The 24,371-nt window shown below is 70.2% G+C and carries 14 protein-coding genes; 1 reads left to right on the top strand and 13 read right to left on the bottom strand.

Features of this window, described 5'->3' with window-relative positions; genetic code table 11:
- Positions 1–22: 22 nt before the first annotated feature.
- The 3 genes from ABAZ39_RS25260 to ABAZ39_RS25250 all read right to left on the bottom strand — a co-directional run bounded on the left by ABAZ39_RS25260 (position 23) and on the right by ABAZ39_RS25250 (position 3,643).
- Positions 23–1,222 (bottom strand): ABC transporter substrate-binding protein, encoded by a 1,200-nt coding sequence (locus tag ABAZ39_RS25260; RefSeq protein ID WP_040136735.1) that lies wholly within the window; start codon positions 1,220–1,222, stop codon positions 23–25.
- A 33-nt stretch (positions 1,223–1,255) separates the two neighbouring features.
- Positions 1,256–2,755 (bottom strand): aldehyde dehydrogenase family protein, encoded by a 1,500-nt coding sequence (locus ABAZ39_RS25255; RefSeq protein ID WP_051658522.1) that lies wholly within the window; start codon positions 2,753–2,755, stop codon positions 1,256–1,258.
- 93 nt (positions 2,756–2,848) lie between these two features.
- On the bottom strand, positions 2,849–3,643 hold the full coding sequence (locus tag ABAZ39_RS25250) for an enoyl-CoA hydratase/isomerase family protein (protein WP_040136733.1): 795 nt from the start codon (positions 3,641–3,643) through the stop codon (positions 2,849–2,851).
- Positions 3,644–4,013: 370 nt separating this feature from the next.
- On the opposite strand from ABAZ39_RS25250, the gene ABAZ39_RS25245 reads away from it, so the two are divergent.
- Positions 4,014–4,685 carry a GntR family transcriptional regulator gene (locus ABAZ39_RS25245; RefSeq protein WP_040136731.1) on the top strand — a complete coding sequence of 224 codons (672 nt, stop codon included), beginning with the start codon at positions 4,014–4,016 and terminating at the stop codon, positions 4,683–4,685.
- Positions 4,686–4,873: 188 nt separating this feature from the next.
- Here the strand turns inward: ABAZ39_RS25245 and ABAZ39_RS25240 are convergent, their stop codons facing one another.
- The 10 genes from ABAZ39_RS25240 to entS all read right to left on the bottom strand — a co-directional run bounded on the left by ABAZ39_RS25240 (position 4,874) and on the right by entS (position 24,291).
- Positions 4,874–6,448: an alpha/beta hydrolase-fold protein gene (locus tag ABAZ39_RS25240; RefSeq protein WP_247874796.1), complete on the bottom strand. Its 1,575-nt coding sequence runs from the start codon at positions 6,446–6,448 to the stop codon at positions 4,874–4,876.
- Positions 6,449–6,492: 44 nt separating this feature from the next.
- On the bottom strand, positions 6,493–13,683 hold the full coding sequence (locus ABAZ39_RS25235) for a non-ribosomal peptide synthetase (RefSeq protein WP_051658519.1): 7,191 nt from the start codon (positions 13,681–13,683) through the stop codon (positions 6,493–6,495).
- 32 nt (positions 13,684–13,715) lie between these two features.
- Positions 13,716–13,922 carry an MbtH family protein gene (locus ABAZ39_RS25230; protein ID WP_040136729.1) on the bottom strand — a complete coding sequence of 69 codons (207 nt, stop codon included), beginning with the start codon at positions 13,920–13,922 and terminating at the stop codon, positions 13,716–13,718.
- 25 nt (positions 13,923–13,947) lie between these two features.
- Complete coding sequence (dhbA, locus tag ABAZ39_RS25225) at positions 13,948–14,703, bottom strand: 2,3-dihydro-2,3-dihydroxybenzoate dehydrogenase (RefSeq protein WP_040136727.1); 756 nt, start codon at positions 14,701–14,703, stop codon at positions 13,948–13,950.
- Positions 14,700–15,575 (bottom strand): isochorismatase family protein, encoded by an 876-nt coding sequence (locus ABAZ39_RS25220; protein ID WP_040136725.1) that lies wholly within the window; start codon positions 15,573–15,575, stop codon positions 14,700–14,702. Before ABAZ39_RS25220 ends, dhbA begins: the two co-directional genes overlap by 4 nt.
- Complete coding sequence (locus tag ABAZ39_RS25215) at positions 15,572–17,209, bottom strand: (2,3-dihydroxybenzoyl)adenylate synthase (protein WP_040136723.1); 1,638 nt, start codon at positions 17,207–17,209, stop codon at positions 15,572–15,574. Before ABAZ39_RS25215 ends, ABAZ39_RS25220 begins: the two co-directional genes overlap by 4 nt.
- Entirely contained in the window at positions 17,206–18,411 is a 1,206-nt protein-coding gene (locus ABAZ39_RS25210; RefSeq protein WP_040136720.1) for an isochorismate synthase, read from the bottom strand. Before ABAZ39_RS25210 ends, ABAZ39_RS25215 begins: the two co-directional genes overlap by 4 nt.
- Before the next feature lie 236 nt (positions 18,412–18,647).
- Positions 18,648–21,800, bottom strand: a complete 3,153-nt coding sequence (locus ABAZ39_RS25205; protein ID WP_040136717.1) for an efflux RND transporter permease subunit — start codon at positions 21,798–21,800, stop codon at positions 18,648–18,650.
- Positions 21,801–21,958: 158 nt separating this feature from the next.
- Complete coding sequence (locus tag ABAZ39_RS25200) at positions 21,959–23,044, bottom strand: efflux RND transporter periplasmic adaptor subunit (protein ID WP_040136715.1); 1,086 nt, start codon at positions 23,042–23,044, stop codon at positions 21,959–21,961.
- Positions 23,041–24,291, bottom strand: coding sequence for an enterobactin transporter EntS (entS, locus tag ABAZ39_RS25195; protein ID WP_040136713.1), 1,251 nt, complete (start codon positions 24,289–24,291; stop codon positions 23,041–23,043). Before entS ends, ABAZ39_RS25200 begins: the two co-directional genes overlap by 4 nt.
- Between the last annotated feature and the right edge of the window lie 80 nt (positions 24,292–24,371).

Raw genomic sequence — 24,371 nt, 5'->3', positions numbered from 1 at the left:
TCCGGAAGGGTCTCTCAGTGGGTCACTTCTTGACCAGGGAGCACTTGCTTTCGCTCAAGGGGATTGCCGCCTGATCTCCGGGGATGGTGCGCTGAACCTTGTAGTAATCCCAGGGGCCCTTGGACTCGGCCGGTGTCTTGACCTCGATCAGGTACATGTCACGAATGACCCGGCCGTCCTCGCGGACCTTGCCGCCCTTGGTGATGAGATCGTCGACGGGAAGTTCCCGCATCTTGGCGGCGACCACGGTGCCGTCGTCGGTGCCGGCCGCCTGCATCGCCTTCAGGTAATGCGTCACCGCCGAGTACACGCCGGCCTGGACCATGTTGGGTTTGCGCTTCATGCGCGCCTCGAAGCGCTCGCCCAGCTTGCGGCTGCCCTCGTCGCGATCCCAGTAGTAGGCCGTGGTCGCGATGAGGCCCTTGGCGTTTTCCAGGCCGAGCGCGTGCACGTCGCTGATCAGGACGGCCAACCCGACCAGCTTCTGGCCGCTGCTGGTGATGCCGAACTCCGCCGCCTGCTTGACCGCGTTGGTGGTGTCCGTCCCGCCGTTGGCGAGCCCGATGATCGCGGCCTTGGACGCCTGCGCCTGGAGAAGGAAGGATGAGAAATCGGCGTTGCCGAGCGGGTGCCTGACCTGCCCCAGCACCTTGCCGCCGTTCTCCTTGACCGTCTTGTCGATGTCGGCGGCCATCTGATGACCGAAGGCATAGTCGGCGGTCAGCATGAACCAGTCCTTGCCGCCGTCCTGGACCACGGCACGGGCGGTTCCGACCGCCTGGGAATAGGTGTCCCACATCCAGTGGAAGCCGTTGGGCGAGCAGTCTTCGTTGGTGAGGCGCGTCGTCCCCGGACCGGTGGCCAGAGTGATCTTCCCGCGTTCGCGGGCGAGGTTCTGGACCCCGATGGCGATGGCCGAATTGGTCAGGTCGGCGATGGCATGGACGCCCTGGGTGTCGAACCATTCGCGGGCCTTCGCCAGCCCGATGTCGGGCTTGTTCTGGTGGTCCGCCGACAGGACCTCGATCTTCTTGCCCAGGATCTGGCCGCCGAAATCCTCGACGGCCAGTTTCGCCGCCTCGACCGAACCGGCGCCGCCGAATTCGCTGTACAGGCCCGACTGGTCGTTCAGAACGCCGATCCGGATGACGTCGGCGGCCTGGGCTGCTCCGGCCGCCAAGGTCGTCGTGGCCAAAAGCGCGGCGATGAAGGACGTACGCATTCTTGTTTCCTCCCTTTTTTGGTGAACTCTTGATCAGTCCATGTTGATGATGACCGTCTTCTTGTGCGTGAAGTGATCGAGCATCGCTTCGAGGGATGCTTCCTTTCCAAGGCCGGACTGCTTGAAGCCGCCGTAGGACAGGCCCGGCTGCACCACGAGGTTCTGGTTGACCTGCACGAAGCCGGCCTGGAGCCGCCGGGTCGCGTCGAGGGCGGTGCGGAGGTCGCGCGTCCAGATGGTCGCGGCGAGGCCGAAATCGCTGTCGTTGGCCATGGCCAACGCGTCCTCGTAGTCGCGGAAGGCGATCACGCAGGTGACCGGTCCGAAGATTTCCTCGCGGGCCAGCCGGTGATCGTTGGCAAGGCCGGTGAAGAGGACGGGCTGCACGAACAGGCCGCGCGCCAACCGCTCGTCCGTCGGCAGGGCCGAGCACCGGTGCGCCACCGCGCCCGCCGTCGCCTCGCCGAGCGCGATGTAGGACTGCACCCGCTCGAATTGCTGCGGCGAGATGATGGTGCCGATGTCCGTCGCCTCGTCCAGCGGGTCGCCCATGGTCATGGCGTCGACCTTCGCCTTCAGCTTGTCGACGAAGGCGTCGTGCAGGCTCTCGTGGACGAAGATGCGCGATGAGGCGGTGCAGCTCTGGCCTTGCCGCGTGAAGCGCATGCCCGCCACGGCGCCGTCGATGGCCTTGTCGAGATCGGCGTCGCCCATTACGATCATCGGGCTTTTGCCGCCCAGTTCGAGGGTGACGGGGATCAGCTTGTCGGCCGCCAGATGCGAAATGATCTTCCCCGTCTCCACCGAGCCGGTGAAGGTGACCTTGCCGACTCCTGGATGGGTGACCAGGGGCGCCCCGCATCCGGGGCCGTCACCCGACAGGATGTTGAGGACACCCGCGGGCAGAACCTGGTTCATGACCTGGATGACGCGCAGGGCCGCCAGCGGCGCCTCCTCGGCGGATTTGACGATGACCGCGTTTCCGGCGACCAGCGCCGGCGCGATCTTGAGCGCCATCAGGTACAGCGGCACGTTCCACGGAATGATGGCGCCGACGACGCCGATCGGCTCGCGCTGGGTGAAGGTCAGCATCTTCGGGTGGAAGGGAACGGTTTCGCCCTTCAGCTCGGACGCGAGCCCGCCATAGAAGGTTAGGGTGTCCGCCACCAGCGACGCCTCGACCCGGCTTTCGGTGCGAATGGCCTTGCCCGTCTCCAGGGCGAGCAGGCGCCCGATCTCCTCGGCATGGCCGACCAGACGGCGCCCGCATTCGACCAGCAGCCGGCCCCGCTCGCGCGCCGAGAGGCGAGCCCAGGCGCCTTGCGCCGCGACCGCCGCGCGGACGGCGGCATCGACGTCCCGCTCGCCGCCGTCCGCCGCCGTGGCGATCACGTCACCCGTCGCGGGGTTCACGACATCGAAGGTCCTCCCCGTGGCCGCCGGCCGGAGTTCGCCGCCGATCAGCAGCAAACCCGACAACTCGCGCGCGAGGGCATGGGGGGTCGTGTTCAGAACCAGGTTCTGGTTGGTCATGGACGGTCTCTTTTTGAATAGGGCCGGTTTTGAATAGGACTGGCCGAATGCGGCTGGTGTGCCGATCCCGCGCGTGCCGGGGAACGGAGGCGGTCAGGACGCCCGGCGCTGCGACCAGACCTTCAGGGCGTTGGCGAACTCGTCCGACCGCAGGCTCGCGGCGAAGGCCGCTTCCGCCGCCCGATCGTCCAGTTCGCCGCGGGCGATCTCGTTGAGCGCGCGTTTCATGCCGGCGATGGCCTGCGGCGCGCAGGCGGTGATGCGTCCGGCCAGTTCGTCCACGGCGGCCGGGAGGTCGTCGGGAGCGACGATCCGGTCCAGGAAGCCGATGCTCAGCAGGTCGTCGCCGGCGATCGTTTCCGCCGTGAGGAACAGGCGCTTGGCCGCGTTGAGGCCAAGCCGCGACACATAGCGGCGAAGGCCGCCGGGGTAGAAGTGTATGCCAAGCTGCCCGGCCGGCATGCGCATCCGCATTCCAGTCACGCCGATGCGGAAGTCGCAGGCGAGCGCCAGATCGGTGGAGCCGCCATAGACGCTGCCGTTGAGGGCGCAGATCGTCGGGACACGGACCGCTTCGACGCGATCGCACAACCGTGCAAAGGCGTTCTCCCCGTCCTGGCCGTCCGACACGCCGCGCCGGGACGACTGGGCCGCGGTCAGGTCGTAGCCGGACGAGAAGCTCGGCCCCGTCGCGGTCAGCACCAGCACGCGAACGGACGGGTTCGCTTCGGCCGCCGCGATTTTGTCCTCCAGAATGGCGATGTCCGCCACGTCGATCCGATTGTGCTGGAGCGGGCGGTTGAGCCGGATGGTGCCCACCGCGTCGTTCACGGTCAGTTGGGGGGCTGTCGCCGGCCTGTCCGATTGACCCCGTGGCGTCCCGTTCATCGTTTCCTCCCAGGTGCCGTCATTGGCGACGGCGCGGCCCTATGGATACCGCCTTTGTTTTTCTAAAGAACCATGAGTGAGTTCATGCATACCAGAGAGTGATAATGGAATGCAACATGGAAAGTTTGGCACGCCTATGGTTGACGGGGCGCGCAATGAGTGGCGGTATTTTCCTTAGAAGCCTTTACGCCGTGGGAAGAGCCAAAACCCTCCGCTGGATGAGGGTGCGCTATGCTCCGCCACAGCCTGATTTCTCCGCCGGCTGCGGTTGTTCGGTCGACCAAAACCGAGTTTTGGCATACCATGACATTGACGTCGCCCAGCGGACGCGATACGGTCGACCAATCCCGATTTGCCAACGGATCATGCCATGCAGGCGGAAAAGCCAAGCCGCGTAATGGAAATGCGGCAGGTGCTCGAACAGGAAATACTGGGCGGCGTCCTCACGCCCGGCGAGCGCCTGGACGAACGAGCTTTGGCCGAACGGTTCGGTGTGTCACGGACGCCGGTGCGCGAGGTGCTGTCCCAGCTTGGCTCGAGCGGACTGGTCACGATAAAGCCGGGAGCCGGCGCCTCCGTATTGCGGATGTCCGCCAAGCAGCTCGTCGGCATGATGGAGGTTCTGGTCGAACTGGAATCCCTGGCCGCCAGCCTTGCCGCCCGCCGCATGGGAATCGCCGGGCGCAAGCGTCTTCTGGAAGTGCACGAGGCGAGCCGCGCCGCCGCCGAGGCCAGCGACATCGAGGCTTACGACAATCTCAATCGCGAACTGCATGAGTTGATCTACGCCGGAAGCCGGAACGAGCATCTGGAGCATCAGGCGAAACTCATTCGCAGCCGCTTGCGCATCTACCGCCAGTATCCGTTCCAGCACACCGCGCGCCCTTTGAAGTCCTACACGGAGCACGACCGTTTCGTGAAAGCGATCCTGGAAGGGGATGGCGAGGCCGCACGCCGGCACATGCACGACCACATGACCACGGGCGGAAGCATTTGGGTCGATATGGTGGTCTCCATGCCGCCAGCCGGTGACCATGAGTAGCGGCGCTGTTTTCTGAACATATTTTCTGCGCGCATTGGCGAGACGGCGGAATCCGCTGCGGAGCAGCGATGATCCGGCGAGCCTGGATGCCGGACGGGCGGGCCTGTTCCCGTGGGCTGGCGCTGGGCGATCCCGACGCCGCCATCCAATGGGGGTGAGGGAGCGCGTCCGCGGTTCGTTTCGTGCAGTCAGCGTCCGAACAGCGCCAGCAGCCCGTCGCCCAGCGCGCCACGCCAAGCGAACCGGTCGTGCCCGGCGGCATAATCGCGGTAGGTGACCTCGTAGCCCTTGGCCTCCAAGACGTCCCGCAGGTGGCGGGAGCTTTCAAGGATGCCGATCTCACCGTCGCTTCCGCTCTCGAACAGGCCGGCGCTGAGGAAAAAACGCACCGGACGGCGATCACGAGACGCCACCAGGCCAGCCATATGCTCCGGACGGTCCGGCGGCGCATCGGCCGGATGCCACCAGAAGGAGCCGGACATGGAAAGCGCGTTCCCGAACCGGTCCGGGTGCGCGAGCGCCGCGGACACCGCCGCCAGCCCGCCGTAGCTGGACCCGGCCAGCACGGTGCGGTCGGGCCGGGGCCGGATGCCCATCCGCTCGCTCAACCAGGGAAGAAGCTCGTCGGCGAGCATCGCGGCGAAAGCGGGATTGGCCGGCAATTCGCGCTCCCGCGCCTCGGTGCCGGGGTTGGCGATGAAGACGGCGACGGTCGGCGGCAGGCGGCCATTGCCGGTCAGCCGGTCAAGCATGGTCGGAACCGGCGCGTGCCGGTCGAGATAGTCCGGCCCGTCGAACAGCAGCAGGAGCACGGTGTCCTTGCCCGCCGGATCGACGCCGGGCGGTGCGTAGACCGTGACGTCGCGCGTGTTGCCCAGGATGCGGCTGGTGAAGCGTTCCGCGATGAGCCGTCCCGCCGGTTCGGCCCAGCCGCCTTCCAGGCCGGGCTGGAGCGGGGCGCCAGACAGCTCCACCAGGGAAACCTGATTGTAGCGATCGGGGGCGTCGGGCGGCCAGGGACGGTGATTCAGCGGATCGGCCTGAAGCTGCGCCAGGATCGCCATCCGGCATTCGCGGCAGGTACCGGGAAAATCTGGCACGTCGGGCGCGATCTGGTAGGACACGCGGGTGGAGGCGGGGACGATGAAGCTCTTGAACCAGACGTCGCTCCGGCCCAGCCGTTCGAGATTTTCATGGTTGGAGGTCGGTCCCCCGAGCAGGCGCACGTTGTGGCGGGCGCCCCGCGCCAGGAAGGTCATTGCGACGCGGTCCGATCCGGGCGCGTCCTTCAGCGCGTCCTTCAATGGCTCCACCAAAGGCGTGCCGCGCCGGGCGATGTCCTGCCAGAAGTCCTCGGTCCCGCCGCCGCGCTTCACCGTTTCGGCCAAGGCGGCGATGGTCGGGCTCAGGTGCCCCTGAAGGACGGGACGCTGGTCGGCCACGGCGATGCGCCGGGTCAGCGCCAGTCGATAGCCGCCAACCCCGCGCAGCGTGACCCGCAGCGCCGCCATGCCGGGTTCGGCGACGAAACGGAAGACCTCCCGGCCCGCCGTGCCGTTCAACAGCAGCCGGACAGGGCGTCCTTCCCGGTCGATCAGCCGCAGCTCCGCCGCGTCGGTTCCCGAATCGAGCACGCCTTCCACATAATCGCCGTCGTCGAGGTCCAAGGGATGGACGGCGCTGCGCTCCGTGCCGGACACGGGAACGTCGAGAATCAACGGGGAGCCGTCCGGCACCCCCGCGCAGGCGTTCAGAACCATCATCACCATTCCCACGCGTGTCAAACGCTTCAATCGCCCTTCCTTTCTCATCCGCCGGCCGCGGCCCGGACCGGCTCCGCGTCGGCCGTCGCCGATCCCACTCCCACCGCCGAGATCACCCGGTCGAGCAGAGGGCCGACGATCCGCAGGGACGCCGGGGCGATGATGTCCTCGTGCGAGCAATGGGACAGGCGGTGGACGGACAGGCGCCCCACGCGGCCCGTCCAGCTTCCTTCGGGATCAATGTCCGGTGGGATGGACTTCTCCGCCACGAACAGCGTCAGTTCGCCGTCGTAAGCGGGGGTGCGGGCCTTCGAGAGAACCCGGACGGCGTCCTTGTAGTTGCCGAAGATGTGGCCGAACATCTCCACCTTCTCCCGCCGCAGATCCTCGTCCATCACGTCGGCCAGGGCGTCGCCCAGGAACTGTTCCTGCTCCCGTTCCGCCGCCTGGTCGGCGTCGGTGCGGCCGAGTCCGCTCCAGTCGTGCGCCTCCGCCGGATAGGTGTCGAGCAGGCCGAGGAAATCCACCCGCTCCCCCATCCGCCGCAGCCGCACCGCCAAGCCGTAGGCGACCGTGCCGCCCAGCGAATAGCCCAGCAGATGGTAGGGGCCCTGCGGCTGCACCTCGCGCAGGATGGCGAGCTGGCGGTCGCACAGCTCGTCGAGGTCGGCGCTGAGCGCCAGCGGGCCGTTGGGGCGCGGCGATTGCAGCCCGACGATGGGCCGGTCGCCGCTCACGTAACGCGACAGGACGCTGTACTGCCAGGACAGGCCGGACCCCGGATAGAGGCAGATCAGAGGCGGCCCCGAGCCGTCGCGCAGGCGGATCACCGGCGCGAAACCGAGATTCTCCGGCTCGTCCCGCCCGCCCGCTTCGGCCAACAGGGCGGCCAGCCGGGCGACGGTGGGGGCGACCATGATCTGGCTGACCGCGACCGGCTGGCCCAGGTCGCGGCGGATGCGCGCCGCCAGCCGCATCGCCAGCAGCGAATGGCCGCCGATGGCGAAGAAATCGTCGTCCGCGCCGATCCGCTCCAGCTCCAGCAGTTCGGCGAAGATGGCGGCCAGACGGCTTTCCAGCCCCGGCGCCGGTGGACGGCCCGACGAAGCCGCCTCAGCGCCCATTGTGGGCAGGGGCAGCGCCTTGCGGTCCAGCTTGCCGTTCGGCGACAGGGGCAGGGCGGCAAGCGTCACATAGGCGGCGGGCAGCATGTGCGGGGGCAGCGTGTCCCGCAGGGCGGCGCGGATGGCGGCCTCGTCCAGCGCATGGTCCACCGCCGGGACGAGATGGGCGACGAGTTGCCGCCGGTCCATGCCCGGCTCGGACCCGCCGTCGCCCAGCACCACGGCGGACACCACCGCCTGGGCCACGCCGGGCAGGTCGGCCAGCGCGCTTTCGATCTCGCCCAGTTCGATGCGCTGGCCGCGGATCTTCACCTGATGGTCGGTGCGGCCCAGATACTCGACCGCCCCGTCCGGCAGCCAGCGGGCGAGGTCGCCCGTGCGGTACATGCGCCGTCCATGGTCGAAGGGATCGGCGACGAAGCGCGACGCGGTCAGTCCGGGGCGACCGAGATAGCCGATGGCGAGCTGGTCGCCGCACAGGTGCAGCTCCCCCACCGCGCCGGGCGGCACCGGGCGCAGGGCGTGGTCGAGGATGCGGAGCTGCGTGTTCCACACCGGCCGGCCGATGGGAACGCCGCCGTCCCCCGCGATCCAGCCGCCGGACGCCGGGCAATAGGTGACGTCCACCGCCGCCTCGGTCGGGCCGTAGAGGTTGTGCAGCGCCGCGCCGAAGCGGCCGGCGAAGGCGCGCGACAGGCTCCGCCCCAGCGCCTCGCCGCTGCAGAAGACGCGGGTCAGGCTGGTGCAGGCCGTGGCATCGGTGCCGTGGCTTTCGATCACGCTGGCGGTGAAGAGGGCGAGCATCGACGGCACGAAGTGGATCGTGGTGACGCGGTGATCCTCGATCAGCCGGACCAGCGCCGCTGGGTCGCGGTGGGCCTCGGGCGGCGCCATGACCAGCCGTGCCCCGACCAGGAAGGACCAGAAGAACTCCCACACCGACACGTCGAAGCCGCAGGGCGTCTTTTGCAGGATCGCGTCGTCCGGCCCCAGGGGATACTCGTTCTGCATCCACAGGATGCGGTTGACGATGGCGCCGTGCGACACCGCCACGCCCTTGGGCCGTCCCGTGGTGCCGCTGGTGTAGATGACGTAGGCCGGGTGTTCCGGCGTCAGCTCGTCCGCAAGGACAGGCGCTTCATCCACCACGCGGGCCACCACGACGGTGTCCTCATCGACGAACAGCACCGGCACCGCGTCGCCGAACAGCGGGCGCGAGGCAGCGTCGGTCATCAGCACCCGCGGGCGGGCGTCGGACAGCATGAAGGCCAGCCGCTCCGCCGGGTAGCCGAGGTCGAGCGGCAGATAGGCCGCCCCCGCCTCGATGACCGCCAGGATCGACAGGCTGAGGGACGCGGAGCGCGGCACGCCCACCGCCACCACGTCGCCGGGGCGCACCCCCAGGGCGCGCAGCCGCCCGGCCAGAGCGGTCACCCGCCGCCGCACGGCTTGGAAGGTCAGGCTTTCCCGCTCGTCGACCAGGGCGAGGGCGTCCGGCGTGCGCGCCGCCTGCGCGACGAGGAGGTCGCGCAGCGTGGTCCGGGGCACCGCCCACGCGGTGGCGTTCACCGCGGCGAGGTGCCGCCGCTCCCCCTCCGTCAGCGTCGGCAGGGCGACCACGGGCGTCTTGGGATGGCGGACCAGCGTGGTCAGCAAGCCGCGGGCCCGCTCCGCCAGCGCCGCCGCGTCGGGCACCGCGCCGCGGTTCTCCACCAGCAGGGTCAGTTCCCGGCCCGGCAGCACCAGCAGGGCCAGCGGGTAGTGGCTGTAGCCGCGGTTGTGGACGCCGGAGACGCGGACGCCGCCAAGGTCGAGGGCCTCGTATCCGCTGTCCGGGTAGTTCTCCACGACCAGCAGCGTGTCGAACAGCGCGGCGCCGCCGGCCATCGACTGAAGCTCCGACAGGCCCAGTCCATCATGCTCCATCAGCGCGATGTGGCGCTCTTGGACGGCCGGAAGCTGCTCCCACAGCGACCGCGCCGGGTCCAGCGCCACCCGCACCGGCAGGGTGTTCAGGAACAGCCCCACCTGCTGCTCGACGCCCGGAACGGCGGCGGAGCGTCCGGAGACCGGCGTGCCGAACAGCACATCGTCGCGCCCCGCCAGATTGCTCAGCACAAGTCCCCACACCGCCTGCATCAGGGCGTTCAGGGTCAGCCCTTCCGCCCGCAGCCGGGAGAGGAGGGCGTCGGTCAGCTCCGCCGGCAGGGCCAGCTCCGCCTCCTCCATCGGCGCGTCGCCGCCGGACCGGGCCGGGTCGAACAGGACGGTCGGGGTGGCCCCGGCCAGCGCCGCACCCCAGGCGTCCCGGCTCGCGGACAAGTCACGGGCCAGCAGGCCGTGGACCACCGCCGGATAGCCGATGGGCAGAGGCGTCAGTGCGTCGGGTCCCTGCCCATAGGCGGTCAGCAGGTCGCGCAGCAGCAGTGGCGTGGACCAGCCGTCGACCACCAGATGATGCACGGCGATCAGCAGACGATGACGGTCGGGCGCGGTGCGGACGAGGATGGCCTTCACCAGACCCAGGAAACGGTCGGTCGGGTTGGCGCGCTCCGCCGCCGCGGCCTCGATGCGGGCCAACTCTGTGGCTCGGGCTTCCGGCGCTTCGTCCGACAGGTCGTGCCGCTCGAAGGGCCACAGCCCGGCGCCGCCGTCCGGCAGTGCGGGGATGACCAGCAGCGGGTCGCCGCTGCCGTCATGGTCGAACAGCCCGGCAAGCTGCGGGTGACGGCGCAGCACCGCGTCGAAGGCCCGCTCCAGCCGCTCCGCGTCCAGCGGCCCGTCGAGGTCGAGCGCGGTGAAGGCGTTGTAGGCGCTGGCCTTTCCGCCGAGCTGGCTCTGGAACAGCATGCCCTTCTGCAAGGGCAGCAACGGCACCGCCGCCGCGACCGGGCCGTGACGGGCCTCCAGCGCCGTGGGATCGATGGCCGGCGCCGCCGCGAGGGTTCGGCTTTCCGGAACCAGCGCCTTCAGGGCGAGCGCCATGCGCCGCGGGTCGCGCCCGGCGAAGACGTCGCGCGGGCGCAGCTCGAACCCGTGGGCGCGCAGCGCGCTGCCCAGCGCGATGGCGCTGATGCTGTCGCCGCCGAGTGCGAAGAAATCGGCGTCGGCGCCCACCGACGGCAACTGCAGAACCGTCGCCATGGCGCGGCAGAGCAGCGCCTCCACCGGGGTGGCGGGGGCCGCGCCATCGGTCTCCGCCGCCGGTGCGGGCAGACGGGCGCGGTCCACCTTTCCGTTGACGGTCAGCGGGAAGGCGTCCAGCACCACCAGCGCCGAGGGCACCATGTAGTCGGGTAGCCGCTCACGCAATCCATGCAGCAGGTCGCGGGACGTCCGATCCACCCCTTCGGCCAGGGTGCAGTAGGCGATCAGCCGGTGACTGCCGTTCACCGCCTCCGCTGCCACCAGCGCTCCCGACACCCCGGGCAGGCGGTGCAGGGCGGCCTCCACCTCCGGGATCTCGATGCGGTAGCCGCGGACCTTGATCTGGTGGTCGGCGCGTCCGATGAAGTCGATTTGCCCGTCACCGGTCCAGCGCACCAGATCACCGGTTCGGTAAAGCCGTCCGCCCGATCCAAAGGGATCGGCGACGAAGCGCTGGGCGGTCAGTCCCGGACGGCCCACATAGCCCGCGGCCAGACCGGCGCCGCCGATGTACAGCTCGCCGACGGCACCGACCGGCACCGGGCGCAGCCGGGTGTCCAGAACGAGGACCTGCACATTGCCGACCGGGCGCCCGACCACCGGCCGCTCTGCCACCGTGACGGGCGCGCGCAGCGTGTCCACCGTGTTCTCGGTCGGGCCGTAGAGGTTCACCGCCATCAGATCGGCATGGCTGCGGAGGTCCGTCCACAGGGCGGGGGAGGCCGCCTCGCCGCCGATCAGGATCAGCGTCGGGTGGTGATGGCCCGGCTCCATCAGGCCGCAGGCCAGCATCTGCGCGCAGAAGGAGGGCGGCAGGTCCATGGCGTCGATGCGCCGACCCCGCACCTCCTGCACCAGCGCGTGGGCGTCGCGCCGCATCTCCTCGTCGAAGACGTGAAGCTCCTGCCCCAGCAGCATCCAGAAGATTTGCAGCCAGGAGGAATCGAAGGCGAAGGAATGGGTGTGCGCGGCCCTGAGGACGCGCGACCCATGGCGGCGCCGGACGGCCTCCAGCGCCGGGCCGTAGACCGTCGCCGTGTGCGACAGCAGCAGGTTCAGCAGCGCGCCGTGGGTGTTCATCACCCCCTTCGGGCGTCCGGTGGAGCCCGAGGTGAAGATGATGGTGGCGATGTGGGCCGGCGTCAGGGGCACCTTGCGTTCCGCCGTCGCGACAGGACCACCGGGCAGGGCGGCGCAGGCGGCCAGCAGGTCGGCGTCGTCCAGGCACAGCGCCTCCAGCCCGGCGGGCAGCCGCCCGGCCACCGCGGTCCAAGTCAGCGCGCAGCGCGGCCCAGCGTCCTCGCACATCATCGCCAGCCGCTCGGTGGGGTAGTCGAGGTCCAATGGCAGGTGGGTGGCGCCACTCGCCAGAACCGCCAGCATGGCGACCACCGCGTCGGCGGAGCGCGGCACCGCCACCGCCACCACGTCGCCGGGACCGACGCCGCGCGCGATCAGCAACCGGGCCAGTCGCGACACCGCGCCCGACAGCTCCGCGAAGGTGATGCGGGTGTCGCCGAACACCAGCGCCGTGGCCTCCGGCGTCTCGGCGGATTGGTCGTCCAGAACCTCCACCAGGGTCGCCGGGCGCTCCGGCGCGGCGAAGACGGGACCGCTGGACCAAGCGGCGATGGCCGCTTCCTCGTCGGCGTCCATCACCGGCAGGCCGTCCAGCGGAGCGCCGGTCACCGCAGCGTCGAGCAACCGGACCAGGCGCCGGGCGTGGCGGGCCAGTTCGGCGGCGTCGTAGCGGGTGCGGTCGGCGCGCAGTTCCAGCGCTATGCCGCCACCGCGGGTCATCAGCCCGAATTCGAAGTCGTCCACCGGTCCCGTCGCCAGATGGTGGGTGATCGCCTCCACACCGGCGAAGTCGAGGTCGTAATCGAACAGGCGGTAATTGACCACCGGGCCGTAGAGCGCCTTGCCCGACCCGACCTGCCCCAGGTCGCGGGGGATGCGCTCCGCGTCGTAGCGCTGGTGCCGGCGCGCCTCCCGCAGCGCGGCCCGCACCCGTCCGGCGGCCTCGGCCAGCGTGCCGGCCCCGGTCAGGTCGATGCGCACCGGCAGCACGTTGACCACCGGAGCCACCGCATGGACGGCGGCGGACCCCATGCGCCGCATGAAGGGCACGCCCACCACCGGGCGGGGATCGCCGGACAGCCGGTGCAGATAGACGGCGATGCCGGCCATCGCCAGATCGGCGACCGACACACCACATTTTTCCGCCAGCCCGGCGAGCGCGCGGGCCAGAGAGTCGGGGAGGGCGGCAGTGTGGGCCACCACTTCCGACGTCGCCTGCTGCTCGGTCGGCTTGGCGCCCTGGACGGAGAGGGTCAGCGGCGCCGGAAAATCCCGGCACAGCCCGCTCCAGTACGCGCGGTCACGGGGCAGAGCGTCAGATGCGAGATAGGCCGCTTCCTCCTCCGCCACCGTGGCGACGGAGACGAAGGGGCCGGGGGCCGGCGCCCGCCCTTGCACGGATGCGCCGTACAAATCCGCGATGCGGCGGGTCAGCGCGTTGAAGCTGTAACCGTCCAGCATGATGTGGTGATAGCGCTGGTACCAGATCCAGCGCGGCGCCCCATCCGCCACGGTGACGTCGAACAGGATCTGGCGGCACAGCAGGCGCTCGCCGTCGGCGGGCAGGTCGCCGGCCAGATCGTCGGCCATGACGGCGCGTGCCGCTGCTTCCGGGTCGGCGGCGGTGGTCAGGTCCAGACGCTCCGGCTCGGCCACCGCATCGCCGCCCAGAATCTGGACGACGCGGCCGTCCCGCTCGGCGAAGCGCGCGGTCACCGTGTCGGCCTCCGCCAGCCCATCGCGGATGGCCTGGGACAGGCACACGGCGTCGATGGCGCCGTTCAGCTCGATGGCGTGGGCGATGACATAGGCGTTCTTCCGGGCCGCGACCTGATCCGCCAGCCAGATGCCCAGTTGCGTGCCCAGCAGGGGGATGATGCGCATGGCCCTGTCCTCATAAGTACTTTGAAAAGCCGTCAGGCGGCGGGGGGGGTGAGGTCGGTCCAGGCGGCCTCGATGTGGTCGAGGCAGGCGGCGCGTCCGGCGGGGCCGAAGACGGCGGTCCAGCCCTCCGGCACCGCGGCGAAGCACGGCCACAGGCTGAACTGGCCGGCGTCGTTCGCCAGCGCCAGGAAGTCGTGACGCTCGTCGTCGAAGGGGTTCACATACTGGTCGTTGGTCATCGGGTACGTCCCTGAAATGAAAAGGCTAGCGCCCGAGCGTCGCCCCGCCGTCCACCAGCAGGTCGGCGAGCGTGATGTGGCCGGCGGCGGGAGAGGCGAGGAAGACCACCGTCTCCGCCACGTCGCGCGGCGTGGCGAGCTTGCCGAGCGGGATGCCGAGCTTGTGCTGGCCGGGATTGCCCTGGATGGTCTGCGCCGCGCCGTCCGGTCCGCTCCACAGCGCGCGCTGCATCGGCGTGTCGGTGGAGCCGGGGGAAACGACGTTGCAGCGCACGCCGTAGGGCGCCAATTCCAGCCCCACCGTCATGGTCAGGCTGGTCAGCGCGGCCTTCGACGCTCCATAGGCGGCCATGCCGATCCGTGGCACATGGGCGGCGTTGGACGACACGCTGACGATGGCGCCGCCGCTCCCACCGCTTTTGAAGGCCGGGATCACCGCCCGCATCATGTGGAAGGGACCAGCCACGTTGACGGCGAAGGTGTCGCTCCAGTCGGCGTTGGTCATCGCCTCCACCGGTCCCATGCGCAGGATGCCCGCAACGTTGGCCAGGACATCGATCCGCGTGCCCTCGGCGAACAACGCCTCGCAGGTTCCGGCGACCGCGCCGGCGTCGGCGATGTCCAGCGTCACGGCGCGGTAGGGCCGCTCCCCGCTGTCGTGCCAGTGGCGGTCGAAGGCGACGACGATGGCGCCGCGGGCGTGGAAGAGGTCGGCCACGGCCCGCCCGATCCCTTGCCCGGCGCCGGTTACCCAGGCGGTCCGGCCCGCGAAGTCCGTCATGCTGCCACGCGCCCGGAAGCGGCCAGCCGGGGCTCGATCAGCGCCCACCAGCCGTTGATGCTCGGCTGTGTGGCCAGTTCGGCGAAGCCGACCTCGACCCCCGCGGCCTTCCAGCGGTCCACCACCTGCATCACCGCGATGGAATCGAGGCCGAAATCTATCAGGTTGTCGTCGTCCCCCGGCACCTCGTCGAGAGAGGCCAGCAGGATGCGCCGCAGCCCGTCCTTGCTCAGCACCGCCGCGGGGGCGGCCAGCACACTGTCGGAATGGATCGTCCGCCCGGCGTTGCGCGCGACGTAGCGCAGCGCCATCATGTGATCCTCGCGCGAGAAGTCGGCGATGGCGTCGGCGACCAGGAAGGGCTTGATGCCGCGCATGAAGGCGTCCAGCGCCGTCTGCATCACGCCGATGTGCGCGTAGATCCCGCAGATCAGGAGCTGGTCGCGTCCCGCCTCCGCCATCATCTCGGCCAGCGGAGCGCGGAAGAAGGCGCTGTAGCGCCATTTCGTCAGCACCCGGTCGTCGGCGTCCGGAGCCAGCGGGGCGACGATGCCGGCGAGGTCCGGCTTGGCCGTCAGGCCCGGCCCCCACAGGTCGTTCAGCAGGGCGCGGTCGGCGTCGGACTGCACCGCCGGCTGGGCCGTGTAGACGACGGGCACGCCCAGCGCCTTCAGATGGCGCTTCAGCCGGGCGATCCGGTCGATGCAGCTGACGATGGCCGGGTTCCCCGCGCCGTAGAAGCCGACGAAATAGTCCTGCATGTCGTGGATCAGCAGGACCGCGCGGGCGGGGTCGAGGTTCCAGGATACCTTGTCCTGCGGCAGGTCCGCCGCGGTGGGCAGGGCGTAGGGGGCGATGGATCGGATGGTCATGATGCGGTCGTTTCCATAAGAGCGTTGTCTTGGCGCGCCCGCTCGCGCAGGGTCTGCTTGTCGACCTTGCCGACGGCGGTCTTGGGCAGGTCCGGGACGAAGACGAAGCGGTCGGGCAGCTTGAAGTCGGCGAGCCCCTGGCCGCGCAGGAAGCGGCGCAGCTCCGACGCCTTGGTGCCGGGCGAGGCGATCACGAAGGCACAGGCCCGCTCGCCCATCAGCGCGTCGGGCATGGCGACGACGGCAGCGTGGCTCACCGCGGGGTGGGCGGCCAGCAGGTCTTCGACCTCCTGCGCGTCGATCTTCTCGCCGCCGCGGTTGATCTGGTCCTTGTTGCGCCCGCAGACGACGAGGTTGCCGCCCGGCGCCAAGCTGACCAGATCGCCGCTGCAATAGAACCCCTCGGCGTCGAAGACGCGGGCGTTGTGCGCGTCGGCCTTGTAATAGCCTCGGAAGGTGTAGGGGCCGCGGGTCCACAGTTCCCCCACCGCGCCGGGCGGGACCGGGTGGCCGGCGGCGTCGAGGATGCGGATCTCGTCGTCGGGGCTCATCGGGCGGCCCTGGGTGTTGACCACCGTCCAGGGATCGTCGTCGAGCCGCGTGTAGTTCACCAGCCCTTCCGCCATGCCGAAGACCTGCTGGAGACGGCAGCCCAACCGCTCCGGCACCCGCTCGGCGACGGCGGGGCTGAGCTTGGCGCCGCCCACCTGGACGACCTCCAGGCTCGACAGGTCCTCGCCGCCGCCGGCGGCCTCCAGCCAGACCGACAGCATCGGCGGGACCAGCGCCGCCCAGGTGACGCGGTGGCGGGCGATCAGCGGGAAGCAGGTGGCGGGGCTGGGGTCGCCGGCCATCACCACCGTGCCGCCGGCGTGGAACACGCCGAGCGCGCCGGGCGAGCTGAGCGTGAAGTTGTGCGGTGCCGGCAGGGCGCAGAGGAAGCGGCAGGTTTCGTCCAGCCCGCAGATCTCGACGCTGCGGCGGACGCTGTAGAGATAGTCGTCGTGGGTGCGCGGGATCAGCTTCGGCGTGCCGGTGCTGCCGCCGGACAGCTGGAAGAAGGCCACGCCGGACGGGTCGGCGGCCAAGTCGGCGGACGGGTCCGGCCCGGCGGCGTCCTCCGCCAGCGCATCGCCGTCGGCCCAGGCGAAGCCGCCGATCCCGTCGTCGGACGGAGCGCCGAGCAGGAGCAGCCGCTCCGCCCCGACGGTCTGCGTCATCAGGGTGACCAAAGCCTGGTCCGCCGCCGGCAGGACGACCAGTGCCGGTTCGATCTGGCGCGCGTAGGCGTTCAGCTCGTAGACGCCGTGGCTGTTCAGCGCGTTGACCGGCACCACTCCGCAGCGCAGCAGGGCGAAGAAGACCAGATAGAATTCCGCGCGGTTGGGCAGCCGCACCAACGCCGTGTCGCCGGGCCGCAGGCCGCGGGCGCGGAAGGCCGCCGCCAGACGGAGCGACAGTACCTGCAGGTCGGCGTAGCGGAACCGGCGTTCCCCGCAGAGGATCGCGGTGGCCTCCGCCGCAGCACCCCGGTGACGGTCGATCACGTCGGTCAGCGGATCGCCGGTCCAGTAGCCCTTGGCGCGGTAGCGCTCCGCGAACGCGGCGGGCCAGGGCGTGAAGGGAATGGTCACGACGCCAGCTCCACCGGAAGGTCGGTGTTGGAGGGTTGAGCGGACGCGACGCCGAACAGGTTCAGCATGGTGGTCAGCTTCGCCGCCGTCTCCTCCCACTCGGCCGCCGGGTCGGAATCCGCGACGACGCCGGCCCCGGCGTAGAGGCGCAGATGCCGGCCCTGGACCAGCCCGCAGCGGATGGACAGCGCCCATTCGCCGTTGCCCCGGCTGTCCATCCAGCCGACCATGCCGCCGTACCAGTTGCGGGGGTAGCCCTCCAGCCGGTCGATGGCGTCGCGGGCGAGGCCGGTCGGCGTGCCGCAGATCGCCGGCGTCGGGTGCAGCGCGTGGGCGAGCCGCAACGACGACACCGCGGGATCGGCCAATTCACCGGTCAGTTCGGTGGACAGGTGCAGCATGGTCGGGGTGCGGATCACGCTGGGGGCGTCCGGAACGGACAACGGGTTGCAATGGCCGGCAAGCGCCGCGCGCACGGCATCGACGACGTATCGGTGCTCCGTCCGGTCCTTCGTGGAGGCGAGCAGGGCGGCGGTGCGCTGGCGCTCCACCTCGGCGGACGGGCTGCGCGGGGCGGAGCCGGCCAGCGGATTGCTGACCACGGTCCGCCCGGTCTTACGGATCAGCAGTTCCGGGCTTGCCCCCACCAGGGTCTGTCCGTAGGCGACCGGGGCCGCGAAGACATGAGCGCCGGGATTCTGCCGCAGCAGGGCGCGCAGCAGGCGGCCCGGCGCGAAGGCCTCGCGTGCTTCCACGTCGAGCGGGCGCGACAGCACGACCTTTTTCAAAGCGGTGTCGCGGAACAGGTCGATGGCCTGGGCCACCGCCGCCTCGAAGGCGTTGCGCCCCACCGTCTCCTCGATGGCGTTCAGCGCGACGGGGTCGGGGTCGGCGGCCATCCGGCCGGCGTCCTCGTAATCGCAATGCTCGGGAATGAACAGGCGGGCGTGCTGGCGTCCGTCGAAGGGGACGGCGCCGACCAGAATTGGATTCTCGACACCCTGGGCCTTGCGGCGGCGGAAGGCGCGGTCCAGCGCCTCCTCCCACCGGCCATCGGCGAAGCTGCGGTCGTCGAGGGCCACGTCCAGCCGCTCATCCACGCCGTAGGCTTTCAGGACGCGGCCACGCGAGGCGAAGGCGAAATCCGGGTCGGAACGGCCGCCGAGCGGCCGCTCCCCGGCGGGCAGGGGTAGAACGTCCATGGAAACACGAGCCTCCACTGTCCATCCGCCAGGGCGGACGACGTTGACATGTTCGGAAAAAAGGCGCGCCGCTACCGGTCCGTGTGGGCGCGGGAATCACCACCGGCGTTCTGCCGGGGCCGTGAGCGGCGTCCGCATACATAGAAATGCGAATGATTCTCATTCGCAATATAGGGATATGTCCATTCCCACGCAAGTGCTTTCTGCAACCGACGCGGGATTTTTCGCTCTCGGAATTAATCGCCCGCTTCCGCCACCCTCCGGTCGTGCGTTCTGGCGCCCAAGCGGTCGGACAGGCGGAAGACCAGGGACAGCACGACGGGCAGGACCGTCACCGTCACCAGACTGGAGATCAGCAGGCCGCACAGCACGACCAGCCCGAGCCCGCGGTACAGCTCCGTCCCGGCGCTGGACACCGCCACCATCGGGATCAGGCCGGCGATGGTCGTCACCGTGGTGATAAGGATGGGGCGCAACCGGCTCTGCAAGGCGTCGGCGATGGCCTCCGCCCCGGACATGCCGTGCGTCCGTCGGTTCACGGCGGCCTGTTCGACGATCAGAATGGGGTTGTTCACCACCGTCCCGACCAGCACCAGGAAGCCCATCATGGTCAGCACGTCGAAGGGCTGCGGCGGGCCGAAGCCTCCGGGCAGGCCGGCGACAAGGTTGTAAAGCCACAACCCGACCAGCCCGCCGCCGATCCCCGTGGGCACCACCGCCATGATGATCAGCGGATAGCCCCAGTGCGAGAAGACGGCGACCAGAACCAGATAGGTGATGGCGAGCGCCAGCAGGAACCCGCCCGTCAGGGCGGAGCGCAACTCGTCCAGCGATCCGCCGGCCCCGGTGATGCGGGTGCTCATCCCGTCGGGAATCACGCCCTCGGCGCGCAGACGGTCCACCAGATCGGTCCGCACCGCGGCGATGCCGGATTCCAGCGCCACCGACCGCGGCGGGATGATGGTCAGGGTGACCGTCCGGAATCCGTCGATCCGCGCGATGCTGGAGGAGCCCACGGTTTCCCGCAGCTCGGCGAGGCTGGACAGCGGCACCGGGGCGCCGCGGCCGGTGTGGAGCACCAGATCGGCGAAGCTCTGGCGGTCGCGGCCCAGGCCCCCGGCCACCCGCAGATAGATGTCCAGCGTCTCGTCGTTCAGCAGATACTCGTCGGCGAAGGCGCCATCCGAATAGGCGCGCAGCGTGTAGCCCAGCTCGGCCAGCCCGATTCCCATCTCGCCCGCGCGCTCCCAGTTCGGGTGCAGCTCCAGGAAGGGCTGCGACATGGCCAGCGTGGGCGGGGAGGGGTCGCTGTTGACCTGCCCGTCGGGGAACAGGTCGCCCGCGCGGTCGAGCACCGTCAGCGCCGTGGCGTAGAGCGCGGTCAGGTCGCCGCCGCTCAGTTCCAGCCGGATGGCGCGGGCGCCGCCGCTGTTGCCGGAAAAGATCGACCCGCGCGCGGCGAAGCCGCGCATTCCGGGAATCGCCCGCATCCGCTTGGTGACGTTGGCGATCAGCGCGTCGGTGTCGGCGGGGTTGATCGGCTCCGTCACGAAGCGGATGAAGCCGGGGCGGATGAAGCTCAGATTGACGCGCAGCGGCGGAATGCCGGTCTCGGCGTCGGTGTCCGCAGCACCCACCTGACGGCTCAGCAGCGGGTCGATCTGCCGCCAGACCTCCTGCATCGAGTCCATGCTGTAACCGGGTGGGGCGGCCATGAAGCTGAAGACGGTGGCCTCCTCGCCCTCCGGCAGATATTCGGCGGGCGGCACCATGGTGAGCATGACGGCGACCATGGCCGCGGCGGAGACGGCGAGGATCGCCAGCTCGCGCCGGGCGCTGCGCAGCATCCAGCGCACCGCCACACCCAGCGCACCCTCCTTATCCGGAGCGTTTCCTGCCGGGGACGCCACCGACCAACGCCCAGCGACCACCGGGACCAGGACGAGGGCGGCGAACATCGACATGATGACGGCGCCGGTGATGGCGATGGCGATGTCGGAATAGAGCTGTCCGGCCTCCGCCGTGATGAACAGCACGGGCAGGAAGACCAGGACGGTGGTGAGGGTGGAGGACAGGATCGCCGGCCAGACCTCGGCGATGCCGTCCTCGGTCGCGGCGGCCTTCGACTTGCCCATGCGCAGGTGCCGGGCGATGGCGTCCAGCGCGACCACGCTGTTGTCCAGCGTCATGCCGATGGCGAAGGCGACGCCGGACAACGAGATCACGTTGATGCTGCGCCCCGCCGCCGCCAGGACCAGCAGGGTCGCCAGCGTGCAGACCGGCATGCTCGCCGCCGCCGCCGCGGTCGCCGGGATGGAGCGCAGGAACAGCAGGAGCACCACCGCGGCCAGCACGCTGCCGGCGATCAGGTTGCTCAGGACGTTGTCGATGGACCGTTCCATGTAGCGCACGTCCTCCGACAGCAGCCGCATGGTCAGCCCGCGCTCCTTCAGGGCGTGGCGGTTCAGCTCCTCCACCGCGTCGGTCACCGCCTCCTTGACGGCGATGACGTTGGCGCCGGCCCGCTTGCCGATGGTGACGAGCAGGGTGGGGCGCCCGTCGGCGAAGGCGACGCTGCGCGCCTCCTGGGTCGCCATGGTCACCGATCCGACGTCGCGCAGGCGGATCGCCGTGCCGTTCTCGCGCGCGACGATCAGGTCGGCCAGATCCTCCAGATCGGCGAAGCGCCCGATGGTGCGCAGGAAATAGCGGCGCTTGCCGAAGTCGCGGTCGCCGCCGGAGACGTCGCGGTTGCGCGCCCGCACGGCGTCGCGCACCGTCCCCACATTCAGGTTGCGGGCGGACAGCTTCAGCGGGTCGAGCAGGATGTGGATTTCCTGCGCGGCCCCGCCGATCACCTCGGCCTTCGCCACGCCGGCCACACGCTCCAGCCGCGGGCGCAGGACGTTCTCGATCCAATTGGTCTCGCGCTGGATGGATTCTGCGTCGGTGGCACCGTCCAGCCGCTCGACGCCGAAGAACAGGAAGGGCTCGGCCGTCGCGGATTCGGCGACGATGCGCGGGCGGTCCACCGTTTCCGGATAGTCGGTGACCTGGGACAGCGCGTTGTCGATGTGGATCAGCGCCTCGTCGACGGATGTGCCGGAGGGGAACTCCAACTCCACCTGACCGCCGCCAAACTCGGCGCTGGAGGACAGGCGGACGAGGCCGGGGATGGCGCGCAGGTATTTCTCCTGCTCGATCAGGATTTCCTGTTCGACGTCCTGCGGGGTGGCGCCGGGCCAGTTGGTTTCCACCATGATCCGGCGCGGGCTGATGTCGGGGATCATCTGCACCGGAATGCGGAAGACCGACACCGCGCCCAGCAGGCACAGGATCAGGACCGACACCAAAGCGGCCAGCGGGTTGCGCAGGATCAGGCGGGTCATCGTGACTCCGGATAGGAAACTTGCGGTTTTCCCTCTCCCCTCTGGGGAGAGGGTTAGGGTGAGGGGGTTGCGCTTTTGCCGGACGTACCGCCGAGCGCAACCCCCTCACCGCCCGCTTCGCGGGCACCCTCTCCCCAGAGGGGAGAGGGCTGAACTCTTCACCCCACCATGTCCGGGACCACCGGCTGGTCGGGGCGCAGGCCCTCGTTGCCCTGGACGACCACCAGATCGTCGGGGCGAAGCTCGGAACTGAGGACCTCCACATGGTCGCCGGAATGGCGGCCCGTGCGCACCGCCACCGGCCGGGCCACCGCCCCGTCGCCACCGCGCTGCACCACCCAAACGCGGGCGCTGCCGTCGGGATGGCGCTGCACCGCGTCCGCCGGGACCTGGAGCGCGACCTCCGCCATTCCCGGCGCCGGGCTGAGCGCGACGCCGACGCGCGCCGACATGCCGGGCATCAGCCGCCCCTCGGGGTTGGGAAGCGCGATGTGGATGCGGAAGCTGCGGCTGACCGGATCGGCGGCGGGCACCACCCGCTCGACCGCCGCACCAATGCCGGCCCCGTCCGCCGCGTCGGCGACCAGAACGGTGACCGGCGTGCCGGCCTCGATGCGCCCGTGCTGGCGCTCCGGCACGTCAACGACGACGCGCAGCGGGTCGGTGACGGTGAGTTGAAGCACCGAGCCGCCGGCCCCCACCCATTGCCCGCGTTCGGTGCGCCGTTCGGTCACCACCCCGGCGAAGGGCGCGGTCAGCCCGTGGCGCGCCACCTGCTCGCGCTGGATGGCGACGGCGGCGCGGAGTTGGCGGACCTTGGCCTCCTCAATGGCGGCCTGGGCGAGCTGCGTGCGGAAGCGGGACTGCGATACGCTCTGCACGCCGGCCAGGGCCTCGGCCTCGCGGGCCAGCCGCAGGGCGTCGCGTTGCAGGTGTTCGGCCTCGGCCAGGGAATGCTCCAGCCGCTCCAGCTCCAGCCGGGCGACGATGTCGTCCAGCCGCAGCAGGGGCTGCCCGGCCTCCACCCGGTCGCCGGCCTCGACCAGCAGGGAGTCCACCCGGCCCTCGACCTGGGCCGATAGGGCGCTGCTCTGCGGCGACACCAGCGTGCCGGGGAGGTGCAGCGTCTGGCGGACGGGGGCGGCGACCACCGCCGTCACCTTCACCCGCGTCTGGGCGGCGGCGGGGTAGGCAGCGGCGAGCAGGGCGGCGGTCAGCAGGATCGGCATGGCGCGCGTCATCATCCGGTTCCCTCCAGGGCGGGGTCGCTCATCGGCGCTCCGCGCATCGTGGTGGCGGTGGCGGTCACGGCGGCGGCGAGCGCCAAGGCGCCCAGGCCCAGCGCCAAGATTCCCGCGGCAGGGCTCAGCAGCATCGCCAGCAGGCCCATGCCGATGGTGCCGGCGCTGTCGCCAAACACGTCCTGCGCGGTCCACAGGCTGTTGACGCGACCGAGCAGCCGGTCGGGCGTGTGGCCCTGGACCATGCTGTATTCTAGAAGCGAGGCGATGGAGGTGGCGTAGCCGAACAGCACCAGCACGGGCAGCGCCACATAAAGGCTCCCGGCGGCCCCGATCGCGGCGACGCAGGCGAAGGCGCCCATGCAGGCACCGCCCATCGCCAGACCCGGCCGCTCCAGCCGCGCGGCCCAGCCGCTGAGCGCGGCGCCCAGCGTCGCCCCGATGGGAACGGCGCTGTACATCAGCCCGGTCTCGAAGGCGCCGCCGCCGAACACCTCCTCGACCAGAGCCGGGAAGAGGATGCGGATGGAGGTGGCGACCGTGGTCAGGCAGCCGAGCGCGACCACGCTCAAAATCACCTTGTGGCCGAACAGGAAGGTGAAGGCCTGCGCCATGGCGCGCAGCGGATTCTCCCCGGCCTCGCCCTGCGGGATCATCCGGGGCAGGCCGAGCAGCGTCAGAACGGTCAGCCCGGTGCCCAGCGCCGTCAGCAGATAGACCCAGCCGACGCCCAGCCCGGCGATCAGCAGGCCGCCCAGCGCCGGCGACAGGATGGTGGCGACGCGCATCGACAGCATGCCCAGCGCGCGGGCCTGCACCAGATTGGCGCGCCCGACGAGATGGGGCATCGCCGCCAGCAGGGCGTTGACGCCGATTGCTCCGAAGAAGCCGTCCCAGAAGGACAGGGCGTAGATCGCCGGAAGGGACGGGGAGGGCAGCGCCGCGTTGGCCGCCAGCCCGAGGAAGCCCAGGCCGCAGACGCTGCGGGCGACCAGGATCAGCCGGCGGCGGTCCATCCGGTCGGCCAGCACGCCGCCCAGCAGCAGCCCCAGGAACATGCCGACGCCGTCGCAGGCGGCGGCCATCCCGACCTGAAGGCTCGACCCGGTGAGGGCGTAGACCTGGAGCGGCACCGCCACCGCCAGCAGGCCGAGCGCCATCAGCGAAATCGTCCGGGCGATCAGCACGCGGCGGAAATCGGGGTTGGTCTTCAGGAGGCTGACATCGACGAAAAGGTTCGACAGGATCATGGGCGGGCCTTTCCGGCACCGGCGCCCGCGGCCACGGGACCGAAGGCGTCTTTGAAAAGCGGGCGCGCCCGCCCCCGGAG

The sequence above is a fragment of the Azospirillum argentinense genome (assembly GCF_000632475.1).
GTDB lineage: Bacteria > Pseudomonadota > Alphaproteobacteria > Azospirillales > Azospirillaceae > Azospirillum > Azospirillum baldaniorum.
This window is presented reverse-complemented; position numbering and strand designations above follow the sequence as displayed.